Source organism: Arthrobacter sp. B0427-1-12, from assembly GCF_059092905.1.
Window position 1 is genome coordinate 37,393 of sequence record NZ_JBNHIC010000002.1, and the last position, 19,478, is coordinate 56,870.

The 19,478-nt window shown below is 63.9% G+C and carries 23 protein-coding genes and 1 pseudogene; 9 read left to right on the top strand and 15 right to left on the bottom strand.

The window, feature by feature from the left end:
• Positions 1 to 35 precede the first annotated feature (35 nt).
• The 3 genes from AC5RWU_RS02355 (at position 36) to AC5RWU_RS02365 (ending at position 4,280) form a co-directional block, all read left to right on the top strand.
• A complete protein-coding gene (locus tag AC5RWU_RS02355) occupies positions 36 to 3,065 on the top strand; it encodes a type I restriction endonuclease subunit R (protein ID WP_494031621.1) in 3,030 nt (1,009 codons plus the stop codon).
• Positions 3,066 to 3,140: 75 nt separating this feature from the next.
• Positions 3,141 to 3,869, top strand: coding sequence for an SOS response-associated peptidase (locus AC5RWU_RS02360; protein WP_494031620.1), 729 nt, complete (start codon positions 3,141 to 3,143; stop codon positions 3,867 to 3,869).
• A 93-nt stretch (positions 3,870 to 3,962) separates the two neighbouring features.
• Complete coding sequence (locus tag AC5RWU_RS02365) at positions 3,963 to 4,280, top strand: hypothetical protein (protein ID WP_494031619.1); 318 nt, start codon at positions 3,963 to 3,965, stop codon at positions 4,278 to 4,280.
• A gap of 236 nt (positions 4,281 to 4,516) precedes the next feature.
• Here AC5RWU_RS02365 and AC5RWU_RS02370 read toward each other — a convergent pair whose 3' ends face one another.
• The 3 genes from AC5RWU_RS02370 to AC5RWU_RS02380 all read right to left on the bottom strand — a co-directional run bounded on the left by AC5RWU_RS02370 (position 4,517) and on the right by AC5RWU_RS02380 (position 6,052).
• The gene (locus AC5RWU_RS02370) at positions 4,517 to 4,927 is read right to left on the bottom strand and encodes a hypothetical protein (RefSeq protein ID WP_494031618.1); all 411 of its coding nucleotides are present in this window, start codon (positions 4,925 to 4,927) and stop codon (positions 4,517 to 4,519) included.
• 200 nt (positions 4,928 to 5,127) lie between these two features.
• Positions 5,128 to 5,790 (bottom strand): DUF7255 family protein, encoded by a 663-nt coding sequence (locus AC5RWU_RS02375; protein WP_494031617.1) that lies wholly within the window; start codon positions 5,788 to 5,790, stop codon positions 5,128 to 5,130.
• A 58-nt stretch (positions 5,791 to 5,848) separates the two neighbouring features.
• Positions 5,849 to 6,052 (bottom strand): hypothetical protein, encoded by a 204-nt coding sequence (locus AC5RWU_RS02380; RefSeq protein ID WP_494036888.1) that lies wholly within the window; start codon positions 6,050 to 6,052, stop codon positions 5,849 to 5,851.
• A 193-nt stretch (positions 6,053 to 6,245) separates the two neighbouring features.
• On the opposite strand from AC5RWU_RS02380, the gene AC5RWU_RS02385 reads away from it, so the two are divergent.
• Positions 6,246 to 6,449 (top strand): hypothetical protein, encoded by a 204-nt coding sequence (locus tag AC5RWU_RS02385; protein ID WP_494002690.1) that lies wholly within the window; start codon positions 6,246 to 6,248, stop codon positions 6,447 to 6,449.
• 117 nt (positions 6,450 to 6,566) lie between these two features.
• On the opposite strand, the gene AC5RWU_RS02390 is transcribed toward AC5RWU_RS02385, so the two are convergent.
• Genes AC5RWU_RS02390 through AC5RWU_RS02400 form a run of 3 tightly spaced genes read right to left on the bottom strand, consistent with a single transcriptional unit; the run spans position 6,567 to position 7,031 of the window.
• Positions 6,567 to 6,731 carry a hypothetical protein gene (locus AC5RWU_RS02390; RefSeq protein ID WP_494002691.1) on the bottom strand — a complete coding sequence of 55 codons (165 nt, stop codon included), beginning with the start codon at positions 6,729 to 6,731 and terminating at the stop codon, positions 6,567 to 6,569.
• Positions 6,728 to 6,853, bottom strand: coding sequence for a hypothetical protein (locus AC5RWU_RS02395; protein WP_494031615.1), 126 nt, complete (start codon positions 6,851 to 6,853; stop codon positions 6,728 to 6,730). The genes AC5RWU_RS02390 and AC5RWU_RS02395 overlap by 4 nt, the downstream gene beginning before the upstream one ends.
• Positions 6,843 to 7,031 carry a hypothetical protein gene (locus AC5RWU_RS02400; protein ID WP_494031614.1) on the bottom strand — a complete coding sequence of 63 codons (189 nt, stop codon included), beginning with the start codon at positions 7,029 to 7,031 and terminating at the stop codon, positions 6,843 to 6,845. Before AC5RWU_RS02400 ends, AC5RWU_RS02395 begins: the two co-directional genes overlap by 11 nt.
• A gap of 291 nt (positions 7,032 to 7,322) precedes the next feature.
• Here AC5RWU_RS02400 and AC5RWU_RS02405 point away from each other — a divergent pair, with 291 nt between their 5' ends.
• Together AC5RWU_RS02405 and AC5RWU_RS02410 are read left to right on the top strand one after the other, a co-directional pair.
• Positions 7,323 to 7,715: a hypothetical protein gene (locus tag AC5RWU_RS02405; RefSeq protein ID WP_494031613.1), complete on the top strand. Its 393-nt coding sequence runs from the start codon at positions 7,323 to 7,325 to the stop codon at positions 7,713 to 7,715.
• Positions 7,716 to 7,879: 164 nt separating this feature from the next.
• Positions 7,880 to 8,452: pseudogene (locus AC5RWU_RS02410) on the top strand (IS1634 family transposase); the annotation flags it as partial.
• Positions 8,453 to 8,493: 41 nt separating this feature from the next.
• Here AC5RWU_RS02410 and AC5RWU_RS02415 read toward each other — a convergent pair.
• Positions 8,494 to 9,570: a DUF4062 domain-containing protein gene (locus AC5RWU_RS02415; RefSeq protein ID WP_494028128.1), complete on the bottom strand. Its 1,077-nt coding sequence runs from the start codon at positions 9,568 to 9,570 to the stop codon at positions 8,494 to 8,496.
• Positions 9,571 to 10,112: 542 nt separating this feature from the next.
• On the opposite strand from AC5RWU_RS02415, the gene AC5RWU_RS02420 reads away from it, so the two are divergent.
• Both AC5RWU_RS02420 and AC5RWU_RS02425 read left to right on the top strand, forming a co-directional pair.
• Positions 10,113 to 10,412: a DUF4193 domain-containing protein gene (locus tag AC5RWU_RS02420; RefSeq protein ID WP_494028127.1), complete on the top strand. Its 300-nt coding sequence runs from the start codon at positions 10,113 to 10,115 to the stop codon at positions 10,410 to 10,412.
• A 177-nt stretch (positions 10,413 to 10,589) separates the two neighbouring features.
• Positions 10,590 to 11,099: a hypothetical protein gene (locus tag AC5RWU_RS02425; protein ID WP_494028126.1), complete on the top strand. Its 510-nt coding sequence runs from the start codon at positions 10,590 to 10,592 to the stop codon at positions 11,097 to 11,099.
• Positions 11,100 to 11,112: 13 nt separating this feature from the next.
• On the opposite strand, the gene AC5RWU_RS02430 is transcribed toward AC5RWU_RS02425, so the two are convergent.
• The 4 genes from AC5RWU_RS02430 to AC5RWU_RS02445 form a co-directional block, all read right to left on the bottom strand.
• The gene (locus AC5RWU_RS02430; protein WP_494036889.1) at positions 11,113 to 12,195 is read right to left on the bottom strand and encodes an HNH endonuclease; all 1,083 of its coding nucleotides are present in this window, start codon (positions 12,193 to 12,195) and stop codon (positions 11,113 to 11,115) included.
• Between the two features lie 143 nt (positions 12,196 to 12,338).
• On the bottom strand, positions 12,339 to 12,587 hold the full coding sequence (locus tag AC5RWU_RS02435) for a hypothetical protein (RefSeq protein ID WP_494028124.1): 249 nt from the start codon (positions 12,585 to 12,587) through the stop codon (positions 12,339 to 12,341).
• 96 nt (positions 12,588 to 12,683) lie between these two features.
• Positions 12,684 to 13,073 carry a hypothetical protein gene (locus tag AC5RWU_RS02440; protein WP_494028123.1) on the bottom strand — a complete coding sequence of 130 codons (390 nt, stop codon included), beginning with the start codon at positions 13,071 to 13,073 and terminating at the stop codon, positions 12,684 to 12,686.
• Positions 13,070 to 13,924: a hypothetical protein gene (locus AC5RWU_RS02445; protein ID WP_494028122.1), complete on the bottom strand. Its 855-nt coding sequence runs from the start codon at positions 13,922 to 13,924 to the stop codon at positions 13,070 to 13,072. Before AC5RWU_RS02445 ends, AC5RWU_RS02440 begins: the two co-directional genes overlap by 4 nt.
• A 168-nt stretch (positions 13,925 to 14,092) precedes the next feature.
• Between AC5RWU_RS02445 and AC5RWU_RS02450 the strand changes: the two genes are divergently transcribed.
• A complete protein-coding gene (locus tag AC5RWU_RS02450; protein ID WP_494028121.1) occupies positions 14,093 to 14,470 on the top strand; it encodes a hypothetical protein in 378 nt (125 codons plus the stop codon).
• A gap of 42 nt (positions 14,471 to 14,512) precedes the next feature.
• On the opposite strand, the gene AC5RWU_RS02455 is transcribed toward AC5RWU_RS02450, so the two are convergent.
• The 4 genes from AC5RWU_RS02455 to AC5RWU_RS02470 are packed head-to-tail and all read right to left on the bottom strand — an operon-like array spanning position 14,513 to position 19,453.
• Positions 14,513 to 15,343 (bottom strand): hypothetical protein, encoded by an 831-nt coding sequence (locus AC5RWU_RS02455; protein WP_494028120.1) that lies wholly within the window; start codon positions 15,341 to 15,343, stop codon positions 14,513 to 14,515.
• On the bottom strand, positions 15,336 to 16,130 hold the full coding sequence (locus AC5RWU_RS02460; RefSeq protein WP_494028119.1) for a hypothetical protein: 795 nt from the start codon (positions 16,128 to 16,130) through the stop codon (positions 15,336 to 15,338). Before AC5RWU_RS02460 ends, AC5RWU_RS02455 begins: the two co-directional genes overlap by 8 nt.
• Positions 16,131 to 16,182: 52 nt before the next feature.
• On the bottom strand, positions 16,183 to 18,516 hold the full coding sequence (locus AC5RWU_RS02465; RefSeq protein ID WP_494028118.1) for a type IV secretory system conjugative DNA transfer family protein: 2,334 nt from the start codon (positions 18,514 to 18,516) through the stop codon (positions 16,183 to 16,185).
• A 16-nt stretch (positions 18,517 to 18,532) separates the two neighbouring features.
• Positions 18,533 to 19,453 carry a hypothetical protein gene (locus AC5RWU_RS02470; protein WP_494028117.1) on the bottom strand — a complete coding sequence of 307 codons (921 nt, stop codon included), beginning with the start codon at positions 19,451 to 19,453 and terminating at the stop codon, positions 18,533 to 18,535.
• Positions 19,454 to 19,478: the final 25 nt, after the last annotated feature.

The window sequence follows — 19,478 nt, forward strand, 5'->3', positions numbered from 1 at the left end:
CTCAGGCAGAGTCGTCGATTTTCAGGGAGCTAGGTTTGGGGCAATTCAACGAGTCGAATACCGTCCAGCAGCCGATCCTTGACCTGCTGGTAGCGTCCGGCTGGAAGCATATTCCCGGCAACCGGCTGGCCCGGCACACCGAGGACGCCTTCATAGAGCCTGATCTCACGGCTGCCCTGACGCGGCTGAACCCTGCGGTGGCCGATGATCCGTCCCGTGCCACGGAAATGCTGAGCACCCTGCGGGCCATGGTTCTCTCGGCCCGCGACGACGGATTGGTGGCAACCAACCAGAGGTTCCTGGAGTGGCTGCGAGGGCAGAAAACCCACCGGTTCCAGGGCCGTGAAGGCTACGAGCCGGTCCGCCTGATCGATTTCCAGAATCTCCAGTCGAACACCCTGATTGTCTCCGACGAGGTGACCATGGGGCCGGCCGGGCACCAGTGCCGGTTCGACCTGGTCCTGTGGGTGAACGGCATACCACTCGTTGTAATCGAGACGAAGACCCGGCTGCAGGCCCGGGTGTCCTGGGTGAACGCCGCCCACGAGATTCACACCGTCTACGAGCCGGGCTGGCCGGAATTCTTCGTGCCCAACGCCTTCTCAATTGCCACCGACGGCAAGGAACTGCACTACGGGGGAGTGGGCACCGACATCGACCACTGGGGTGTCTGGGGATGCACCACCGAGGAGATTCCCCGGGCCGGCTGGGACCGGGTGAAGCGGTCCGTCGAACTGCTGCTGAACCCGGCGACCGTGCTGTCCGTCGTGAACGACTACACGGCCTTCGAGCTGAAGGGCCGCCACTCCGGCGCGCCCACCCTGCACAAGATTGTCCCGCGCTACCCGCAGGTGGAGGCTGTCGAGGCCATCCACGCCCGGGCGCTGCACGGCACCAAGCGCCAGGGCCTGATCCACCACACCCAGGGCTCCGGCAAAACCATCGCCATGCTGTTCGCCGCGGTGAAGCTGGTGAACGAGCCGCGCCTGAAGAACCCGTCGGTCATCCTCATCGCTGACAGGGTGCAGCTGGTCTCGCAGATGTACCGGCAGTTCAAGCGGGCCGGCATGCCGTCCCTGGAGACCCCGGAGACCGCGGCCGATCTACGCAAACTGCTCTCCGAGGACCGGCGCGGCATCGTCTTCACCACGGTGCACAAGTTCAAGGACGCCGGCGTGCTCAACGAGCGGGATAACATCATCGTCCTGGTCGACGAGGCTCACCGCACTCAGGAGGGCCAGCTGGGCAAGCACCTGCGCAAGGCCTTCCCGAACGCCCGGTTCTTCGGCTTCACCGGCACCCCGATCGCAGACGAGGACCGGAACACCTACGAACTGTTCGGCGACCCGGATGATCCCAACCATGCGATGAATACCTATGACTCGGACCGGTCCATCGCCGACGGCACCACGGTCCCGATGCATGTGGCACCCCGCCTGGTCGACTTCCACATCCGCCGCGACGACCTGGACAAGGCATTCGACGAGCTGGCTACTGAGATGGAATGGTCCGAGGAGACGCAGGAGTTTGTCGCCTCCAAGGCCATCTCCACCCGCACCATCTTCGCCAACCCCGAACGGGTTGAGAAGGTCTGCTCCGACATCGTGGAGCACTTCTACTCGACCATCGACCCGCTGGGCATGAAGGCTCAGGTTGTGGTTTTCGACCGCGGCCTGTGTGTGGCCTACCAGGAGGAACTGACCCGGCAGTTGGCTCAGCGCGCCGGCGCTGACGGAACCCCGGATGAGGCCGCCGTCGTCATGTCCGTCCAGTCCAAGGACGACCCGGAATGGCAGAAGTACAAGCTCACCGACGCCCAGGAAGAGCAGCTGCTGAACCGGTTCCGCGCCCTCGGCGACCCGCTCAAGTTCCTGGTCGTCACCTCCAAGCTCGGCACCGGGTTCGACGCGCCCATCGAGGGCGTCATGTACCTGGACAAACCGATGAAGCTGCACACCCTCTACCAGACGATCACCCGCACCAACCGGAACTGGAAGAACCCGGTCACCGGGCAGGAGAAGCTCTACGGGCTCATCGTCGACTACGTAGGCCTAGGCGACGGGTTCGCCCGCGCCATGAAGCCGGCCAACCCGGAAACGGCCCGCAAAGAGCTGGAGGTGGACGCCCTCATTGAGCAGTTCGAAATCGAACTGGCTAACACCCTGGACCGCTTCGCCGGCGTCGACCGCAACGCCAGCGGGTTTGAGGCCCTCCAGGACGCCCACGCCCGGATCCCCGACGATAAGGCCCAGGAACGCTTCTCCGCCCAGTTCGGGATGGTCCAGGGCATCTGGGAGGCCGTTTGGCCGGACGAGCGGCTGGAGCCCCACCGGGACGACTACAGGTGGCTGTCCAAGGTCTATGCCTCGATCCTTCCCGCGGACAGCGCCCGGTCTCTGCTGTGGGAAAGCATCGGCGCCAAGACCCTCGAACTGGTCCATGGCCACATCGGCCAGGTCACGGTCAAGGACGCCGGCGTCGATGTCGTCATTGCCGACGAGGGCACCATCAAACGGCTCATTGAGGCCGGAGTCATTGTGGATGAGGAGCCGGGCGAGAGCACCGTCGTCACCGCCACGGAGGTCGTCCAGAACATTGCGGGGCGGCTACAGCGCCGACTGGCCGGGGCCAACGGCAACCACGCCGTCTACCGGTCCCTCGCCGAGCGGCTGGAACGGCTGCGCGAACGCCAGTTCGCCAAGGCCCAGGAATCTATCTCCTTCCTGCAGGACATGCTCGACCTGGCGCGGGACCTGTCCGCCGCGGAAAAGGCGGAGGACGATGCCGGGACCCGCGGCCTCGACCTGCTGCCGGACCCGCACATCGGCGCTCTCACCCAGATCTTCGAGGAATACAAGCCGGAAGGGACCCCGGTCATCCTGGAAAAGGTTGTCCGCGACATCGACGAGATCGTCAAAATGGTCCGCTGGGACGGCTGGAACAACACGAAACGCGGTGACCGGGCGGTTCGCACCGCCATCCTCAAAGTCCTCCGCAACTACGAACTGCCTCTACAAGGGGACTTGTTTGATCATGCCTACGCCTACGTCGCGGAGAACTACTGACCACCTCACTGCTTGATCGCGCCGGGAGGCGGCAACGGCTGGTCCGGCACCTTCCGATGTTGCAGAATCGGTCCCATGTGCGGACGCTATGTGATGTCGAAGGCCACCGGAGACCTGGTCTCCGCCTTCAACGCGGACGAGGCGGCGGGCACGGACCTGCGGCCGTCCTGGAATGTGGCCCCGACCCAGAAGGTGCGCCTGGTTATCGAGCGGCTGGATCCGGAGACCGGGGAGCTGACCAGGGTCCTGGAGACGGTCCGCTGGGGGCTGGTGCCCTCCTGGGCCAAGGACGCCAAGGTTGGTTCCCGTATGATCAACGCCCGCAGCGAGACGGTGCTGCAGAAGCCTACCTTCCGGTCGGCGGCGGTCAAGCGCCGGGCGCTCGTGCCGGCGGAAGACTACTACGAATGGATGAAAACCGCTGACGGCAAAGTGCCCACTTATCTGCGCCCCAAGGGCGACGGCTCCCTGCTTGGCTTCGCGGGGCTGTATGAATACTGGCCGGACCCGGCCCTGCCCGAGGATCACCCGGCCAAGTGGCTGGCCACCTGCACCATCCTGACCCGGCCGGCCACGGATGCTCTCGGCCACATCCATGACCGGACCCCGGTCATCGTGCCCGAGGACCTTCAGCCGGACTGGCTGGATCCGAAGACCACCGCCCAGGATGACGTCGCGGCCATGCTGGACGCCATCCCCGAGCCCACGCTGGTGCCGGTGACGGTCAGTGCCCGGGTGAACTCGGTGCGCAACAACGGTCCGGAGCTGCTCGAACCGGTGCCCGAGGCACAGGCCGCCGTGTAGCGTCGCCTCCGCTGTCACCGGCAGGTGGCAGGCTGTCTCGAGGCCAGGAGAGAGGATCCTGACCGGATAATGGTGACAAGGCGGCGAGTAGCGATGAACAGCAAGCTTGATTTAACCGCGGCAGTACGTGGGCTGTCGGGGCTTCATGAAAAGTGGCATCCGGACTTTGATGTAGAGCCCGCGACCCACGCCCCTTACCGCCGTGAACCCTACGTACGGGCCCGACTTGTGGGCACAGACGACACCATGACGGTCATCGACGGTAAGGCCACCGCCTGGACCCGCGCGCATGTGCTCTTCCACTGGGTCGACACTAATTTGCATCATCACGAGGCCTGGCTGCCCGCAGGTGAGGTGCAGAGAATTGCGCGAGAGGAGTCACAGTGGATCGACCCCTACGACCTACGGTGACATACTGGTCCGCGGTGCCCTTCGATTTCACTTGATCCCCTTGCAAGTCGGAGGGGCTTTTATCTGCGCTAACCGCCCATGCAAGGATAGGGCGAAACCTCATTGCATGGGCGGACAGCGCAATTGGCAGACACTCGAGATTTTGGTTCTCGTATCCGCAAGGATGTCTGGGGTCGACTCCCATGCCTGGCACTCCTGCATAGGCTGAACTTTGGGCAGACCACCTGCCAGCTATTTCACCGGTAGTCCGGCTCCAGTTCGACCGGGTACCCCGACGCTTCACAGGACTCGACCAAATCATCCCTGGTGTCGTCAAGCGAGACTCGCACGTCCAGGAAGCTGTACGGCAAACCAGACTCGGTCTGCGTCTTGTCGTACATATCGACATAGGAAGCGTATGAGCCCAGGTTAGATTTGACGTCCCCGGAAGCCGTCTCCGCACCGGCCCTGGCAGCCTCACCCACCTTCAGCAGTGAAGGCAGGTACTCCTCGCCACTGGGCACGCGGATATTCATTTTGTCGCGCAGGTCGGCGGCATTGTAGGCGGCTGCAAAATCGTTGCAGGGAGCCTCGTTTTTAGCTGACGAGCAGCCGGTCAGGGCGGTGACGCCAAGACAGAGGGCAAGGACGGAGAAGATTGGTTTCACTGCGTCATCGTATGATGGCCAGCTCGTCGGCTTACTGCGACACTCCGCAGTACCGGATTCACCCACAGCCGACACTCCGGTAATGACTCTCACCCCCTGCCGGCGGCCCGGTATCGGCCGGACGCCCCATCTGGCGAACAGATCATCGGGCCGGGCCGGTAGTCAGCAGATGAATGTTAGGTATCGCTGACCGTAGTCGTTCATGAGGCATGCACCGTACGGGCCAGTACGAACTTGCGTAGTGCTCTTGGGTCCAATCCATTACCGGCGTACAGGGCGGGGTCGGCAACGACTCCGCCGATTGTGTCGTAGATGGATAGGCGGGCCATGGCGAGGTCCGGCGTGTAGTGCACATAGGCGTCTTTGACCGCATCGTAAAGTGCGCGCTGTTTCCATCTTGACGGCCCCAGGGGACCGAGGGTTCCGGGAGGATCCGACCCGCCGAACATGCGATCGCTGGGTGGGTTCGCCCACTTCCCGCCGTATGAACCGGCCTTCAGGCATAGATGCTCCCAATCGCTGCTGTACCGGGCGTAGCTATCCGTCCAGGGAGTTGCAGTAGCCCAGGGGACTTCGAGGGATGCGGCGCGGTAACGGTTGAAGTGGAGGTCCTCATCGAGTTCGATGTGGAGCCCGCCTCGGGTGGCCAAGTCCCATCGCCCGCTGGTGAAGTCCTCATCTCCTCTGACGCCGCCGAGCCTGCGGTATAGGTCGGCCAGTTCCGCTCGGACCGGGCGCGGCAGTGCATGAGTGCTCGCTTTTTGTAGCCCCCAGCACTCCTTGTCGCTGAGCAGATCGAAGCCGGCGGCCTGCAGAAAGGCCCTGAGGGACTGGGCCCTGTTCCGCTTCCGCTTCTTCGTCATACGGACAGGCTATCGACTATTGAGGCCGATGACCGGTGAGCAGGAGTCTGGCGTATGTTTAGGATTCCGGTGGATTACCCACCAACCTGGTAACGCTGACAATGGGCGTCGTTTCCCGGTAGGTGAGGACACCGTCGCCCCGAAGGTCGACCACAAAGGCGCCTCGTTCCCCGACATGGAGTCGGTGGATGTGTATCAGCGGGATGCGGTCGCCGTCGCGGCGTAGGACGCTGATGGGAACGGTCGTGAAGCGTTCGGTCATGGGGTACATCGTCCGCAGCCGCTGGGTGTACCGCCGGCCATCTGCACAGAACTCGAGAAGGTGCGCGCTCCCGCTTTCAGTCCGGACGCAATAAGAGCCGACCGGAGAGCCGTCCGTTAGCTCATTCATGCGGGCAGTGTATCGGCCGGCTCCCCTACACTGGTCGCATGACGGCTGAGCGGAGGCACTGCTTGTGCTGGTGACCGCTGCGGGGAAACGGGCCGATGAGCTGACCGACCGGCTGCTGGAGGTCATGACCCCGGCTCAGGCCGCTTTGTGGCTCCGCGGTAGCGATCCGCATCTGGCATGTGCCCGGCCAGCCGATGTCCTGCAGCTCGAAGGCCCGGACCCGCTGTTCGACGCGCTGGACGCGTACGAGCAGGGCGTCTTCGCCTGATTAGACGTCAGGCTGGCCTTCTGCCTGCGCCCGTGCGGCCGCCAGGACGCCGGGCATTCCCTCCCGAATAGCGGTAACAGGTGTGTTCTCAGAGAACCTGGGATTCCCGCCGATGAATCACATCCGCGCCATATGCGCGCCGTCAGCCTCCTCCAGGATCTGCCACACCCGGCAAGCCATCTCCAGCCGCGGATCATCCGGTGCGGCGTCCCGTCCGGCCAAGGCTGCGGTCAGCGTTGATCCCAGCCGGGCCCGCATGAACTCCAGGGCGTTGTCGATCATGCGTCCTCCAGACGCTTCAACAGCTCGGCGTCATGCTCCCTGAGGAAGGCCAACCCCGCCTCGATCTCCCGGCGGCGCTCCGCCTCGGACAGATCAGCGTCCTGTCGCTCCTCACTGTTCACGGGGATCATCCGGCCAGGGCGTCCTGTTGGCCAGCTCCTGGACCCAGGCGGGGGACGGAACGTGGTCTCGGCGGTCGAGCACGATCTGCAGCCGGGCCGCCGCTATTGCGACTTCCAGCGGGACGCCGTCCCGGACCTCGGAGCTGCCTTCAGGGCGTGCTGTCTGGTTGTCGCACATAGTCGGACTCTCTGGGGTAGGTGACTTCGGCGGCAAGTTCTTTGACCCAGCCCGGGGAGACCTTCCCCAGCTTGCGGTCCGTGACGAGCCGCAGGCGGGCGGCCTGGATCTGAACACGCCGCCGGGACTCCTGCTCTTTGCGGCGCTGCCGATGCGGGCAACGTTCCTCCGGTGCCGATCGATCATCACACATGCCGGCCTCCTCCGCCCTGTCTCCAGTGTGCCCCAGGATCAAGACCGGCGGCACCGGGGCAGGAACATAAAAACTGCTATACCCGTATCCTTGCCTTCATGAGTGCCCTGCTGCCGGAGCTGAACGATTTGGCGGAGCGGACCGGTCCGTTTTACGACACGGCTGCGCTGAACGCCTGGCTGGGCGTCACCCGGGATGCCCTCGACCGGCAAAGCCAGGACGGAGCGTTGCTCTCTGTCACGACTTCCGACGGGATCCGGCTGTACCCGACCTGGCAGTTTACGCCTGACGGCAGTCTTGTCGCTGGCCTTCAGGACGCACTGACTGCTTTACGGGCCGGAACCGATTCGGACTGGGTGATCGCCCTCTGGCTCGTAACCCCCGTCGTGGAGTTGGACGGGAAGTCGGCGATCGAATGGCTCAAGCAGGGGCGAACAGCCGTTCAGGTCCTTGAGCTGGCCCGCCATGACGCCGCCGTCTGGTCCGCCTGAACGACTGGCGCTCAATGGAGGAGGGGGCGTCCTGCCACTCACGGATTCGCATCCAATGCGAACATCACAGAGGTTACTGGTAACCGTGCGTATTCGTTCTGGTACTAATCCGGCTCATTGAGCCCAGGCGTCCGAATCCAGATTCCGCTCGGCTTTGCGACATACTCGGGTCAAGGCGCGCAACGAACTTCCGATCAGTTGCAAGGACGCAGTGGCGATGTGAAAGGCACCTGATGATCGACAAGGCCGAGCGCATCGTCGACGGCAAGGCCCCGCTGAAGAAGGCCAGGTTCCTGAAGGTCACCGGCGCGGCCAAGGAACTCGACCAGGCCACCATCGACCGGGCCAGACAGCTCGCCGGCCTGAAGGGCTACGTCACCAACCTCGAGAAGGCCAGGATGCCCGGAGCGGAGGTGATCAGCGCCTACCACGACCTCTGGCAGGTCGAACAATCCTTCCGCATGACCAAAAGCGACCTCAGGGCACGGCCGGTATTCCACCGCCAGCGCGAGGCCATCGAGGCGCACCTGACCGTGGTGTTCGCCGCCCTCGCCATCGCCCGCCACCTCCAGGACAGCACCGGCGTCACGATCAAAAAGCTCGTGCGGACCCTGCGCCCGCTGCGCACCGTGACCATCAGAATCGGCAGACAGACCATCACCGCAGCCCCGAACATCGGCCCCGACGCCCGCACCATCCTCGACCGGCTACCGCCCATCAACGCACCGGGGCACTAAACCTGTGCAACTCAGGTAAGAGAAAGAGCAGGGAGAAAAAGTCAGCGACTAACGTCCTCGCCCTTCTTAATTGCCCGCAGCTTCATGAGCGTATCTTGCCCGAGAGAGGTTAGAGACCAGTATTTGTTGCGGTCGGTAGTGGAACGCTTCTTGACGCCGTGGGCAATGAGGCCTAGCGCGAAGAGTTGGACAATTACATCGTCAAAAGATTCTTTGAATACTGAAGCGCTCTGCACTTGGCCAAAGTCATCAGGGAGCTTCTCATCCTCGTGGTTGAAGATGGTACTCAAAGCAAAACGATCGAGAATTTCATCTAGGTCATGTTCGCTGGCCTCGTTTATAAGCGCTGCTCCAACATCGTAGAAGATTTCGTTCCAAGTTACGGTAAGTACACGTTGCTGTCTGGTCCGTGGAGAGTGGCTATAGACACCTTTAGCGACCGTATCCTCGGTGTAATAGTAGAAGTTGCAATACATCTGATACTTGTCATTGCCGGACGCGAGGTCTTCGGGAATGGTTTCCTTCTTAGAGCTTGCAGTCGTGAGTTGGTTATTCAACTTCAACTCGCTGACCTGTGCCCGAAGCTCAGCGATTTCAGCCTGTGTCTCCGGCGTCATAGCGAAGCGGCCGCGCACCCACCCTTCGGCCGCAGTGTTCTTCATGGCGATATTCAGCGCACGTGAGACCTTCGACCCCAGGTCTTCGGCATTCTGGTACATCTTCACGTGGAGCGTCTGCACCTTGGCCCGGAAAGCCTCCAATCGATCTCGTGCGGCTGAGTCTAGCTCGCTCTTATTGGCGGGAATGCTGCCTGGGTCAGCATGAACGAAGCCAAGGACCGGTTTCCCCGTTTCCACGGCGTAGTCGTACTCCATCTCCGTGTAGCTAATGCCTTCGGCGGTGGTGCTGCCGTACCGTCCACCGACAATAACCACATAAAAGTCACTTTGATCGATGACTCTGCGGATTAGCGACCACTGGTCTTCGCTGGCCGCTGGAAAAATTTCCATGCCAGCTGGCAGGCAGTCCATCTCCAGGAGCGCCTGTATCACCTCGCGGCGCTCCTCGATTAGGTCGCGGAAGGTGGAGCTTACAAAGACTTGGTAGCGGCGTTCCATGCCTAATGTCTAGCACGCAGGGCCGACATGTCCCGTCGCCGTCGACCACGATGCCGAGGTGGGCTTCACTCCGGCTGTCCCAAGGTCATCATGTGTTCACACAGATGCTGTCCGGGTGGCGTAACCAACAGCTAAGCCGGAATCTTGCGCTGGGCACGATTGAATTCCGGGAAAAGCTGGTCCTGCGGTTCCAGGACCTCACCAACGAGTATCCAGCAGCCGGACCACGCCGATCTCCAGCACGCGCCCCGATGAATCAGCGCATTCCACCGCACAGCTAGGGCCTGATGGAGGCGTCGCGCACGAAGTCCTGATCAGCAAGGGTCGGGGGTTCAATGAATACGCGACACTCGTATTCAGCCCCGATGGTGGATTCGTCACACACATTCAGTGCCGGAACGGTCAGGTGACCGATTAGACATGCCTTCGACTAGGCCTTTCTCTGCCAGACGGAATGTGCCACAGCCGGTGGCACATTTGCCCGCGATGGTGTCTAATGCTTGCTCAGATATTCCCACCGCACTGGAGGCAATGAGCCGCATATGGCAACCGATTACGATGCACCCCGGACCACCGTCGAGGACGAGCCCGCCGACTCCCTTGAAGGATTGCGCGCCCAGCGCAGCGCCACCTCGACCGCCGTCATCGACGTGGACGAGAACGACACCGCCGAAGGCATCGATCTTCCGGGCGCGGATCTGTCCGGCGAGGAGCTGCACGTCCAGGTGATTCCGGTCCAGGCCGACGAGTTCACCTGCGGATCCTGCTTCCTGGTGAACCACCGCTCCCAGAAGGCGCGCGAGAAGGACGGCGTGGCCTACTGCCGCGACTGCGAAGGCTAACCGGCACCCTGTCCGGCTGAAGGCCCGGGGCTACTTCTGGTGGCCCTGGGCCTTTCCGTTGCCGTTGTTGCTGTTGCCCTGGCTGCCCGGATCAGCCGTCGGATTGCGCCAACCTCTTCCGTCTTTCGTGCCAGTGTTCCCAGGACCTTGACCGAACTGAAGTCGTATCCTTGCCCCATGAGGGATCACCCTGCCACCGGACCGGGAGGCAGCGATTGCGAGGACCTGTCGCCCCGGGAACGCCGCTTCTGGGCAGAGCATTCGGGCATCCCGGCCGCCGCGCCAAGGCAGCTGGATCGGATCCTGGCTGAGAATGCTGCGGCACGGAAGCGGATGGACTCGGAATCCCTCCCAGCAGAGGCTGCGGCGCAAAACCTGCAGCTGCCGCTCTCGACCATCCGGCAGTATCAGGCCGCCCGCAAACTGTATTCCTATCCGGTCAATGGAAAGCCGGCGTTCCCCACCTGGCAGTTCACTGCGGGCGGCCAACCGATCCCGCTGCTGGAGCAAGTGCTTCAGGTCCTTCCTGAGGGCCTCCACCCGCAGACTGTGGCCGGATTCTTCCTGACACCCCAGCCTGACCTCGTTTTGAACGGGAAACCGGTCAGCGCCAAGGAGTGGCTAGAAGCCGACGGAGCGCCCAACCACCTAGTTGAGCTGGCCGCGGAATGGACGTCCGGTCACTGACCGCCATTAGGCCTCAGCCAGTCATCTCTGAATCCGGCAGCCGGAAGAATTCCTCAGTGACTTGGATGGCCCGCAGAAGCTCAGGATGTTCCGCAGCCCTCTGCAGGACCGCCGGCAGCGGCCCATTCTCATCCCGCCAATTTGTAGGCACCCACGGATTTCCCTTCCTGCCTCGTGGGGCGGTCTTGTCCCAGCGCGGCTTGCCGCCGAGGAGAACTGGAGCCCACTCGAAGAGCAGCAAGCGGTTTAGCTTGCTTCCGTTGCACCCCGAGCAAGCAGGCGTGACGTTATAGAGGGCGTGGGGGCCGCCCTCACGAAGGGGAATGATGTGTTCCATGTGCATATCATCAGGATCAGTCTCCCCGCCGCAGTAGGTGCACCGGTACTCCAGGCGCTCGACCAACTCAACCCAGTCATCGACGGTAAACGGCTCGAATCCCGGATTGTTCAGCTTCTGGGCCTTGCGCATGGCTTGAGAAATGCGCTTACGCATTCGGATGACTTCGATGTTCCTGGCGGTACTGGCTGCATGCGTGCATTTGGTACTGCAATACTTCGCATTGCGCCGGGCAGTCGACATGTCATTCCCACACTCCGGACATTCCCGCGGTCCAAGCTCGGCGGCTCGTTCACCAGCGCGCTTATGGCGAAGGTAATGCATGTTGCACCTGCCGGCCTTGAACTGTCCGCTGGGGTCCGTCTCAGGCGTGACCTCGCAACCGGGTTCAGCACACACGGGCGAGTCGAATGATCCGGTGGCCTCCCTCAGCTGCCAGTGCTTTCGACAGAGGCCGTCATACAGTTTGTTCTGCGGTCCGCAGTCGACCCCTACGGAGCAGGTCGAGGGTATTTCGGCCCGCTTCTTCGCGGCCTTGAACTGCTGGTAATGCTTGGGGCATCTGCCGCCCACGAATTTATTCGCCTCGGCGGTGGGTTTGATGTCGCAGTCCGGCTCGATACAGGGGGCAACGTCGGCGTAGAAGTGGTGCTCCCGGCATTTGCCGCCCCAGAGCTTCGTCTGCGGTCCGCAGCCCTCTCCCCCCACCGAGCAGATGAGCTCGTAAGAGCTGTACCTTTTCATCCGCGCGTTGTGCATCCCGCAGACGCCGTTGATCAGCTTGGCCTGCGGGCCACATGCGTCGCCGCCGTAAGAACAGGTGTAAATGGCCGTAATCCCTTCGTCTCAGTGCGGAAGCCGCACTGTATCGGCCATTATGTCCCCCACCGGGGACAAGATAACTAGGCGGCGTCACAGGCGTTGATCTGGACGAGTTCCCGCGGCAGGCCGGCCCGGTCGATCAGGTCCAGCAGGATGCCGAATTCGTGATGCCCGGCGTCCTGGCGCCAGAAGCCGTACCAGCCGCCAAAGCGCGGTGTACAGGTGAAGCCAGCGGCGTGTGCGATACGGGTGAGATCGTGCAGCAGTCGTCGGCCGGGCAGCAGAACGGTGATGGTGCCGGGACGCTCAGGGACGTGGATGGAGGTCATGCGAGGCGGTCCTTCGTGTCGGTTCGGACTGGTTTGAACCGGTTCGGGTGGGCGTGGTGTGGATCTGGGCGGGGGTTTTATACGCGTTTAGATTCTTTAGATTTCACTAGGCGGAAAATAGCGCTTCTTGGTGCCGACAAGCTCGACCCGGAAGCCATATTTGCCGGGGTTCGCAGCGACGGTGTCGGGATGCCGGCCCACGCTCCGGGCGGCCGCGGCCAAGGTCAGTCCGGGCAGCTCCACGGGTCCGACGAGGTGCCCGTAGCGGGCCTGTGCGGCCTGCCGGGATTCGAAGCCCAGCTCATCGGCTACGTATTGCCACGTTGCTCCGGAGGCCAGGGCTCGGCTGACGTTCTCCGCCACGGCGGCATCGGCCAGGGTGCGGATGCGATTGGCGGCGGTCAAGGCGGATGTTCCTTCGACGGCGGCGGCCTCATCGATCAGGGCCCGTAGTTCGTCAGCGGGGTGTTTCTCGGTGTCTTTCATGCGTATGACCTCCAGGGATCGTCGCCGCTGCCCAGGACGTCGACGAAGGTGCCCGGTCCGGTGAGTTCGGCGATCTTGTCAGCATCCCCCGGGGTCAGGATGATGCCGAACCTATCCGCCTCCGCCCAAGAGTCCTGCGGATAGCCGCAGTCGGGGGACGGGCCGAGGATCGAGATGGGGGCAACGTTCTGTCTCGGTGTCGCATCCGTGGTCTCGGCCTGGGCGACAAGCATCGTTGGCAGCCCTTCCCCGCAGGTGGCATTGGCGACCGGGGTTCCGGAGGCGACGAAGCTCGGGCCGGAGGGCACCTCGGTACCGATCCGGGCCGGCACGTCGGCGAGCACGGTGCTGCCGGAGGTCACTTGGACGCGTCCGGTGGTCTTGTTGATGAAGATCCGGGGGCCGGAGTCTGTCAGGGTGACGGCCGATTCCAGAACCCAGGCGGTGCCGCCGTTGACCGGTCCACCCTGGCTGGCCAGTCCCACCCTTGAGGGGAGCATGACACGGACCCAACCGGCTCCGCCGCCAACCACCGGCACGGTCTCGGTGACCGGCAGTACGGCCAAGGGTGTGCCGCCCGGGGCGTCATAGACGGCAGTTCCTTCGGCGTTGGCGACGGCAGTCTGTCCGGTGCTGGCCGCACGCCCGTCGATCAGGGGTGCCCGGACGATGCTCAGATAATCGGCCGCCGGCAGCGGGAGCCCACTGGTGGGTGCCGGAGGAGTTGGCATGGCCTGGGCGGTTGCAGCCGGTGGTGCGGTTGCCTGAACGGGATCCTCCACGACGCCGTTTGTCAGCAGCAGGATGGTGCCGAGCAGAGCGACAGCCGCCGGCAGGTGGACGTTTCTCAAGGGTGATGTGCCTTTCGGGTCGGGCGTCATAGCGGATAGGTGTACAAGATGCAAGTTATGTACTTGACTCTACGGAAGATTTCGATTACTGTCAAAATTATCTTGACAACCAACGAAAGAGGACGTCATGGAAACCAGAACAGCCGCACTCACCGCAAAGGATTCGAAATGCCCTCCGCAGCAGCCACCGCAACGTCACTGACCATCCTGATCGGCGCCCTGGCCAGCGGCGCGGTCTTCGCCCAGGAGCAGTTCACCGAACTGACTGAGGACGCCTACGTGCACAACATGACGAACGATTTGAAGCTGGCCCAGTCCGAGATCCTGATGGATGTCGGCTTCACCGGCGGCCGTTTCACCCAGGCCGGCGCTCTGGCCTCCCTGGCGGATTTCACTCCGTCGGATGGAACCAAGCTGGCACTGAGCGTGAACGAACCGTCCAACTGCCTGACCCTGTACGCCACGCACCCGTCGGTGACCAAATACAACGTCGCCCTGGACGGCTGCGCCGCACAGCCTGGCATCAAGGTGACCGCCAAGAACTAGGGGCCCACCCCGTTTTCCGAGGTGGGCCCCTAGTCGTATGTTCTAGGCCGCCAGTGCGACGTCCTCTTTCTTCTTCGGCCGTCCCGTGTTCAGCAGACCGTCCTGCGCTGCCTTCGCGCTCTTGAGCCGCTTCTCCGTCGCTGTCAGCCGCGCCTCGGCGGCCTCCAGGTCCCGGACGGCCTGGTCATGGTCGGGCATCTGCTCGTAGAGCTTCCGCAGCCGCTCCTCATGCCGGACCGCGAAGCCGTGATCCTTCTCGACCGCCCGGTAAGCCTTCATCCGCCTGGACCAGGCGCCATTGGCGTTCGGCTTGTGGTCTCCGGGCCTGAGCTTGTCCCAGGCTGCCTTCAGCTTCTCCTCCGCCTCCGCCAGCTCCGACTGGGCCTCGAAGAACTCGATCTCCGCCAGATGCTTCGGAGTGTAGAAGCCCTCCATAGGCCGGGTCCGGATCTCCATTTCCACGGCGTCCTGGTGGGCATCCACCGCAGCGATATGCTCCTCGATGGCCGCGGTGGTCTCCTGAACGGCCTCCTCGGCCCGGACCCGGCGTTCCTCATCCTCGATCTTGGCCAGCCGCTCGGCCATGCGCTCCGCACGGACCTGCGCCAGCTTGGCACGGCTCTCCACCAGATGCTGCCGGACCGTGTCCATCGCCTTGGCCGCCTCCCGCATCATCCGCCGCCAGAAGGACAGAACACCGTCAGCAGACTCCTTGTCCTTGGCCTCGGCCAGGGCGCGGTGGCGGTCTCCCAGGACGGAAACCACGGCAGCGAACTTCTCGGTGGCCTTCGTGACGGCCCGGTCAACCACGCGGGCGACGGGATGGTGTTTCAGGCAGCGGCGGTACGCTGGGGTGTTCTTCTCCCTACACATGGCTAATCCCTTCAGTGGTGGTCTTTCGGTTGTTCTTGCGTATGTTCGGCAGGCAGGCCAGTGCCCACCAGGTAACAGCGATGATGCCCGCGACAGTTGCCACGCCGGTGCCGGCAGAGGTGACAGTCTCCGCCAAAGCCGAGGCTTCACGGGTCACAGACTCCCCGGCGCCCATGAACTCCACGGCATCATGCCCGGAGAAGTCCCGGGCAGCGTTGTCGATGGTTCCAGCGAGCCAGGAGGAACCCAGCCAGGCCAGCAGTCCGATGCCGGCCAGGGTCAGCTTGCCGCCGAGACGGTGGCAGGCCATACCCACGGTCAGTTCCACTCCTGCGGTTGCCAGGATCCGGCGCACCGCCACTGCTGCTGCGGCGGCCAGCGGGATCAGCCCCCACGGCACGCCGATGACGGCTGCCAGGACGATACCGGTAACGGCCAGCACCAGCGCCGAGGCCCACTGTGCCGGGGCGGCCATGAATCCGCCGCGGCTGGTCTCCAGGTGCTCTTTGCGGTCCCACAGCAGGGTGGCGCCGACACTCAGGCTGGCAGCCTTCACTGCCCAGAGCGCCCAGCCGGCCGGGGTGCGGTCAGCCGGCAGGATGTACGGGTTGTACGGGGCCAGGGTCAGCAGGCCGGCGGTGTTCACGGTGGCGGGGCGGCGCGGGTTGCGCGACGCTGAGGGCTGCGGTTCGGCTGCCTGCTGCGGGGCCGGGGTCTGTACGTGCCGGATGTGCCCTACCGGCCGCGGCCGCGAACGGGGCATAGCCGGGGTGGCCGGTGAATCCATGGTTCCTCCTGTTGTGCTGTGAGTGGTGGTGCCGGACTCCGGCTTAGTCGTCTCAGAAGCTGAACGGGTCGTCATCGTCAGCCTCCTTATTCAGGAAGGTCCGGGAAACCTTCGGCGTCTCTGTGCCGAAAATGTCCTCGTCGCCCGCGAAGACGGGCGTCTTCACGACGGGCAGCGGCTTGGTGACCGGATCCGCGGCGAACGGGTCGTCGTCAGCGGCAACCGGTGCCGCAGCGGATTCCTCCTCGTCCGTTTCCGGCACAGGAGTTGCTGCCGGGGTGTCCTCAGCCGCGGACGAGTCGTTCCAGTCCAGCTCCTCCTCGGGTTCTGCCGGAGTGTCTTCCTCGTCGGTGTCCAGATCGTTCCAGTCCAGTTCCATCTCACCCAGGTCCACCACGGCCGGCACCTCCGGCTTCCTGGCCGAACCTCCCCAGCCCATCGGCAGGTCATTGGTGTCTTCGTCCTTGATGGCGGCTTCGACGGCCCATTGCTTCGGCCTCGGGACGTTCCGGTCCTCCAGAAATCCGGGAATGTCCGTTTTTGGGGCGAAACCGACCCGGAATCCATCCACCTCGCCGCCGTCGGAGCCCATGACTCCCAGTCCGGGCGAGCGGCCGTTGTCCAGTTCCGCCAGCGTCTCTTGGGCCGAGATCAACTCGTCCCCGGAGAACAGCATCCCGAGGGCGTCACGTGAGGGCAGTTTGCCGGGCTTGGCCAGCTGAATTGCAGAGGTCAGATTGGAACGGAACTCACCGCTGCCCAGGAGGTTAGCGTCCGGGCGCTGCATGGCAATGGCCAGGTAAATTCCGACCCAGCGCAGCTCGCGGGCAATCTTTCCGGTGTACAGGGAAATGATCGCCTTGTGCTCGTTTGTCCGGGTAGCCTCCTTGACCGCCGGGTGTTCCTTGTCCAGAGTCTTCGGGATGGAGTCGGCCAGCAGCAGGGACGCGAACTCGTCAACCATCACAAGGGTGGGGTTAATGTTTTCCCGCTTCCGGACGTCGGAGGGCAGGTCTGCCCAGAAGGCGACGCCGTGTGCCTTGAGGATTTTCTTCCTGCGGACTCCCTCGTTGTAGGCGGTCACGATAATGTCGGCAGCATCCTTGACCGTCTCACCCCATGCGGAGCACCACGGTTTGATCTGCGCGAAGTCGGCACCCTCCTTGATGGCATCGACCAGGATGACCTCATGCCCCCGGGTGAGTGCCGAGACAGCCAGCTGCAGCAGCGCGATCGTCTTGCCCGAACCGGTGGGCCCCACCAGGATTGAATGCGGCCCGAGTTTCAGGTCGATGGCCGCGACCTGATTTTCCGGGTTGCGCCCCAGGGGCAAGGTCGCCCACTGGTCGGCGCGCAGGTTGTCCGGCAGCAGATCCTCCATCGGCACCATTTCCGAGAGCATCCGCAGCGTGCCGTACTCGAGCTGCGCCTGTCCGGAGACCGCATCCTCAGTGACCTTCCAGCCCGGAGTGCCGCCGGGAAGGACGGCGAGCATTTCACGCCAGGTCTCCAGCCGCTTGGCGGCGGCCACCCCGACCAGGGGTCCGCGCAGCACCGTCACCTTGCGCAGAGCAGTTACGCCCGGCTCGGTCTGCCCGTATTCGACGGCCAGTTCCAGCTCCCACGGGGCGGTCTTCAGCATGGCGGCGAGCCTGTCCCGCAGCGCCACCGTGGAGGGCAGCACGTTGGCCACAATCGCCTTGTGCTCATACGGTGCCCACTCCACCAGGGTCATCCCTTGGGCGGCGGCCTGCGCCGCACACTCAGCGGCCTTGGACGGAGAGACGTCGGCGGACAATTCCCAGACCAGGGTGGAGGGGCGCGGGTCCACCGCTCCGGTGACGATGACCGCGGCACCGTCCCGGATCTCCTGGATCTGCCAACCTTCCCCGGCCTGACGGGTGATGGCAGCGTGCAGCTTGGCGTGCGACTGGGAGGTGTCCGTGTAGCCGGCTGGCAGCGCCACCACCTGAATCTGTGCGGCGGGCACCACCGCAGCAGGCTCGGCCTCGTGGGGCTCGGCGTCATCCTCATCGTCCAGGCCCAGGGAAGCGTAGTACTGGTCGATGGCCGGCGGCACATCGGCGGCCGTCAGGCCGGCCTTGCGCAGCAGCTTCTCCGAACCCTTTTCATCGGCTTCATGCAGGGCCAGGGCGGAGCGGGCAATGGCAATCTCGGCGTCCGTGTAGATTCGGGTGCCAGGTTCCGGGTGGAAATGATCCAGGATGGCGTCGACGTGCTCCTGGGTCCAGCCCTTGCGGGCCAGCAGCAGGTTCGCCTCGTCGCGGTCGCCGGCCTCGTGCAGGTCGGCAAACTCCAGGGCAGACCTGTGGTCGGAGCGGCTGAAGCCGGCGGTGCGGGTCTTCTTGAACAGGGTGGACAGCAAGGGAGGGGCTCCTTTCTTAGGCGAGGTCGTCGGCGGTAATGGTGAACGCGGCAGGTGCTGCGGCCGGTACGGCTGCACCCACCGGGGCGGCGGGCTGGACGCCGGCGATGAGACCACCGGTCTGTGCGGCCATCTGGCGGCGCTGGACGGTCGCCTCGGAGGCCTGCGTCAGCACGAGGCGGGTGTGATCGGATTCTGCGGAGAACTCCCATTCCGGGGCGATCATGGCCAATTTTTCGTCCGCCTTCGGGTAGTTGAAGACGGCTGCCGCCGGCGGCTTGAGCACTACCAAATCCAGCCCCTCACGGGACACATCGCAGTGCTCCCAGTCCGCCAGCGGGGCGGAGAACGCCTTGACCAGCAGGTCGATGGAGCCGGCGCGGACCCGCTCGGCCTCGAAGGCTGCGGAGGTGTTCAGTCCGGAGGCCTTCACGGCCACGGTCAGCCAGGTGACCCAGGTGAAGGTCAGCAGTGCAATCCAGATGTACGTGGTGAACGCGGGCATGCTGAATCCGCCGCCCCAGGGGAACTGACCGAGGACGCCCACGGCCAGGGTCACGCCGGTGCCCCACAGGGCTGCCTTGCGCAGCGTCTGATTCATCAACGTTTCGGAGATGTCGGCACGGAAGTCGCGGAGCAGGTAGGGCACACCCTTCATTGCGGAAACCCGGCGGGCGACGATCAGCATGGTCAGGGCCAGGGACAGAAAACCGAACGGACCGTGGGCCAGGATCAGCCACCACGAAAGGAAGACGTGGAAGATGGCGGAGAGCCACTGGCCAGCCCGGGAGTACCAGGCCTCCTCGGACGGGTCGCCGACCCGCGATGGGGTATCGCCGATGAAGCCGAGCGGGATGATGATGAAGAAGATGAAGGCGCTGATGCCCTTGCCGGTATAAAGGGCGTTGCGCATCAGTTTGCGGCGGCTGGTGCTCATGGTGTTGCGGGTCCTTTCGGGTGGG

Coding starts and splice junctions, on each gene's coding strand:
- AC5RWU_RS02390 (WP_494002691.1), bottom strand. CDS start 6,731: ATGATCGACAACGCCCTGGAGTTCATGCGGGCCCGGCTGGGATCAACG.
- AC5RWU_RS02380 (WP_494036888.1), bottom strand. CDS start 6,052: ATGACCGAACGCTTCACGACCGTTCCCATCAGCGTCCTACGCCGCGAC.
- AC5RWU_RS02360 (WP_494031620.1), top strand. CDS start 3,141: ATGTGCGGACGCTATGTGATGTCGAAGGCCACCGGAGACCTGGTCTCC.
- AC5RWU_RS02455 (WP_494028120.1), bottom strand. CDS start 15,343: ATGTGTAGGGAGAAGAACACCCCAGCGTACCGCCGCTGCCTGAAACAC.
- AC5RWU_RS02460 (WP_494028119.1), bottom strand. CDS start 16,130: ATGGATTCACCGGCCACCCCGGCTATGCCCCGTTCGCGGCCGCGGCCG.
- AC5RWU_RS02415 (WP_494028128.1), bottom strand. CDS start 9,570: ATGGAACGCCGCTACCAAGTCTTTGTAAGCTCCACCTTCCGCGACCTA.
- AC5RWU_RS02435 (WP_494028124.1), bottom strand. CDS start 12,587: ATGACCTCCATCCACGTCCCTGAGCGTCCCGGCACCATCACCGTTCTG.
- AC5RWU_RS02425 (WP_494028126.1), top strand. CDS start 10,590: ATGAGGGATCACCCTGCCACCGGACCGGGAGGCAGCGATTGCGAGGAC.
- AC5RWU_RS02405 (WP_494031613.1), top strand. CDS start 7,323: ATGAGTGCCCTGCTGCCGGAGCTGAACGATTTGGCGGAGCGGACCGGT.
- AC5RWU_RS02450 (WP_494028121.1), top strand. CDS start 14,093: ATGCCCTCCGCAGCAGCCACCGCAACGTCACTGACCATCCTGATCGGC.
- AC5RWU_RS02440 (WP_494028123.1), bottom strand. CDS start 13,073: ATGAAAGACACCGAGAAACACCCCGCTGACGAACTACGGGCCCTGATC.
- AC5RWU_RS02400 (WP_494031614.1), bottom strand. CDS start 7,031: ATGTGCGACAACCAGACAGCACGCCCTGAAGGCAGCTCCGAGGTCCGG.
- AC5RWU_RS02430 (WP_494036889.1), bottom strand. CDS start 12,195: ATGCACAACGCGCGGATGAAAAGGTACAGCTCTTACGAGCTCATCTGC.
- AC5RWU_RS02420 (WP_494028127.1), top strand. CDS start 10,113: ATGGCAACCGATTACGATGCACCCCGGACCACCGTCGAGGACGAGCCC.
- AC5RWU_RS02375 (WP_494031617.1), bottom strand. CDS start 5,790: ATGACGAAGAAGCGGAAGCGGAACAGGGCCCAGTCCCTCAGGGCCTTT.
- AC5RWU_RS02365 (WP_494031619.1), top strand. CDS start 3,963: ATGAACAGCAAGCTTGATTTAACCGCGGCAGTACGTGGGCTGTCGGGG.
- AC5RWU_RS02470 (WP_494028117.1), bottom strand. CDS start 19,453: ATGAGCACCAGCCGCCGCAAACTGATGCGCAACGCCCTTTATACCGGC.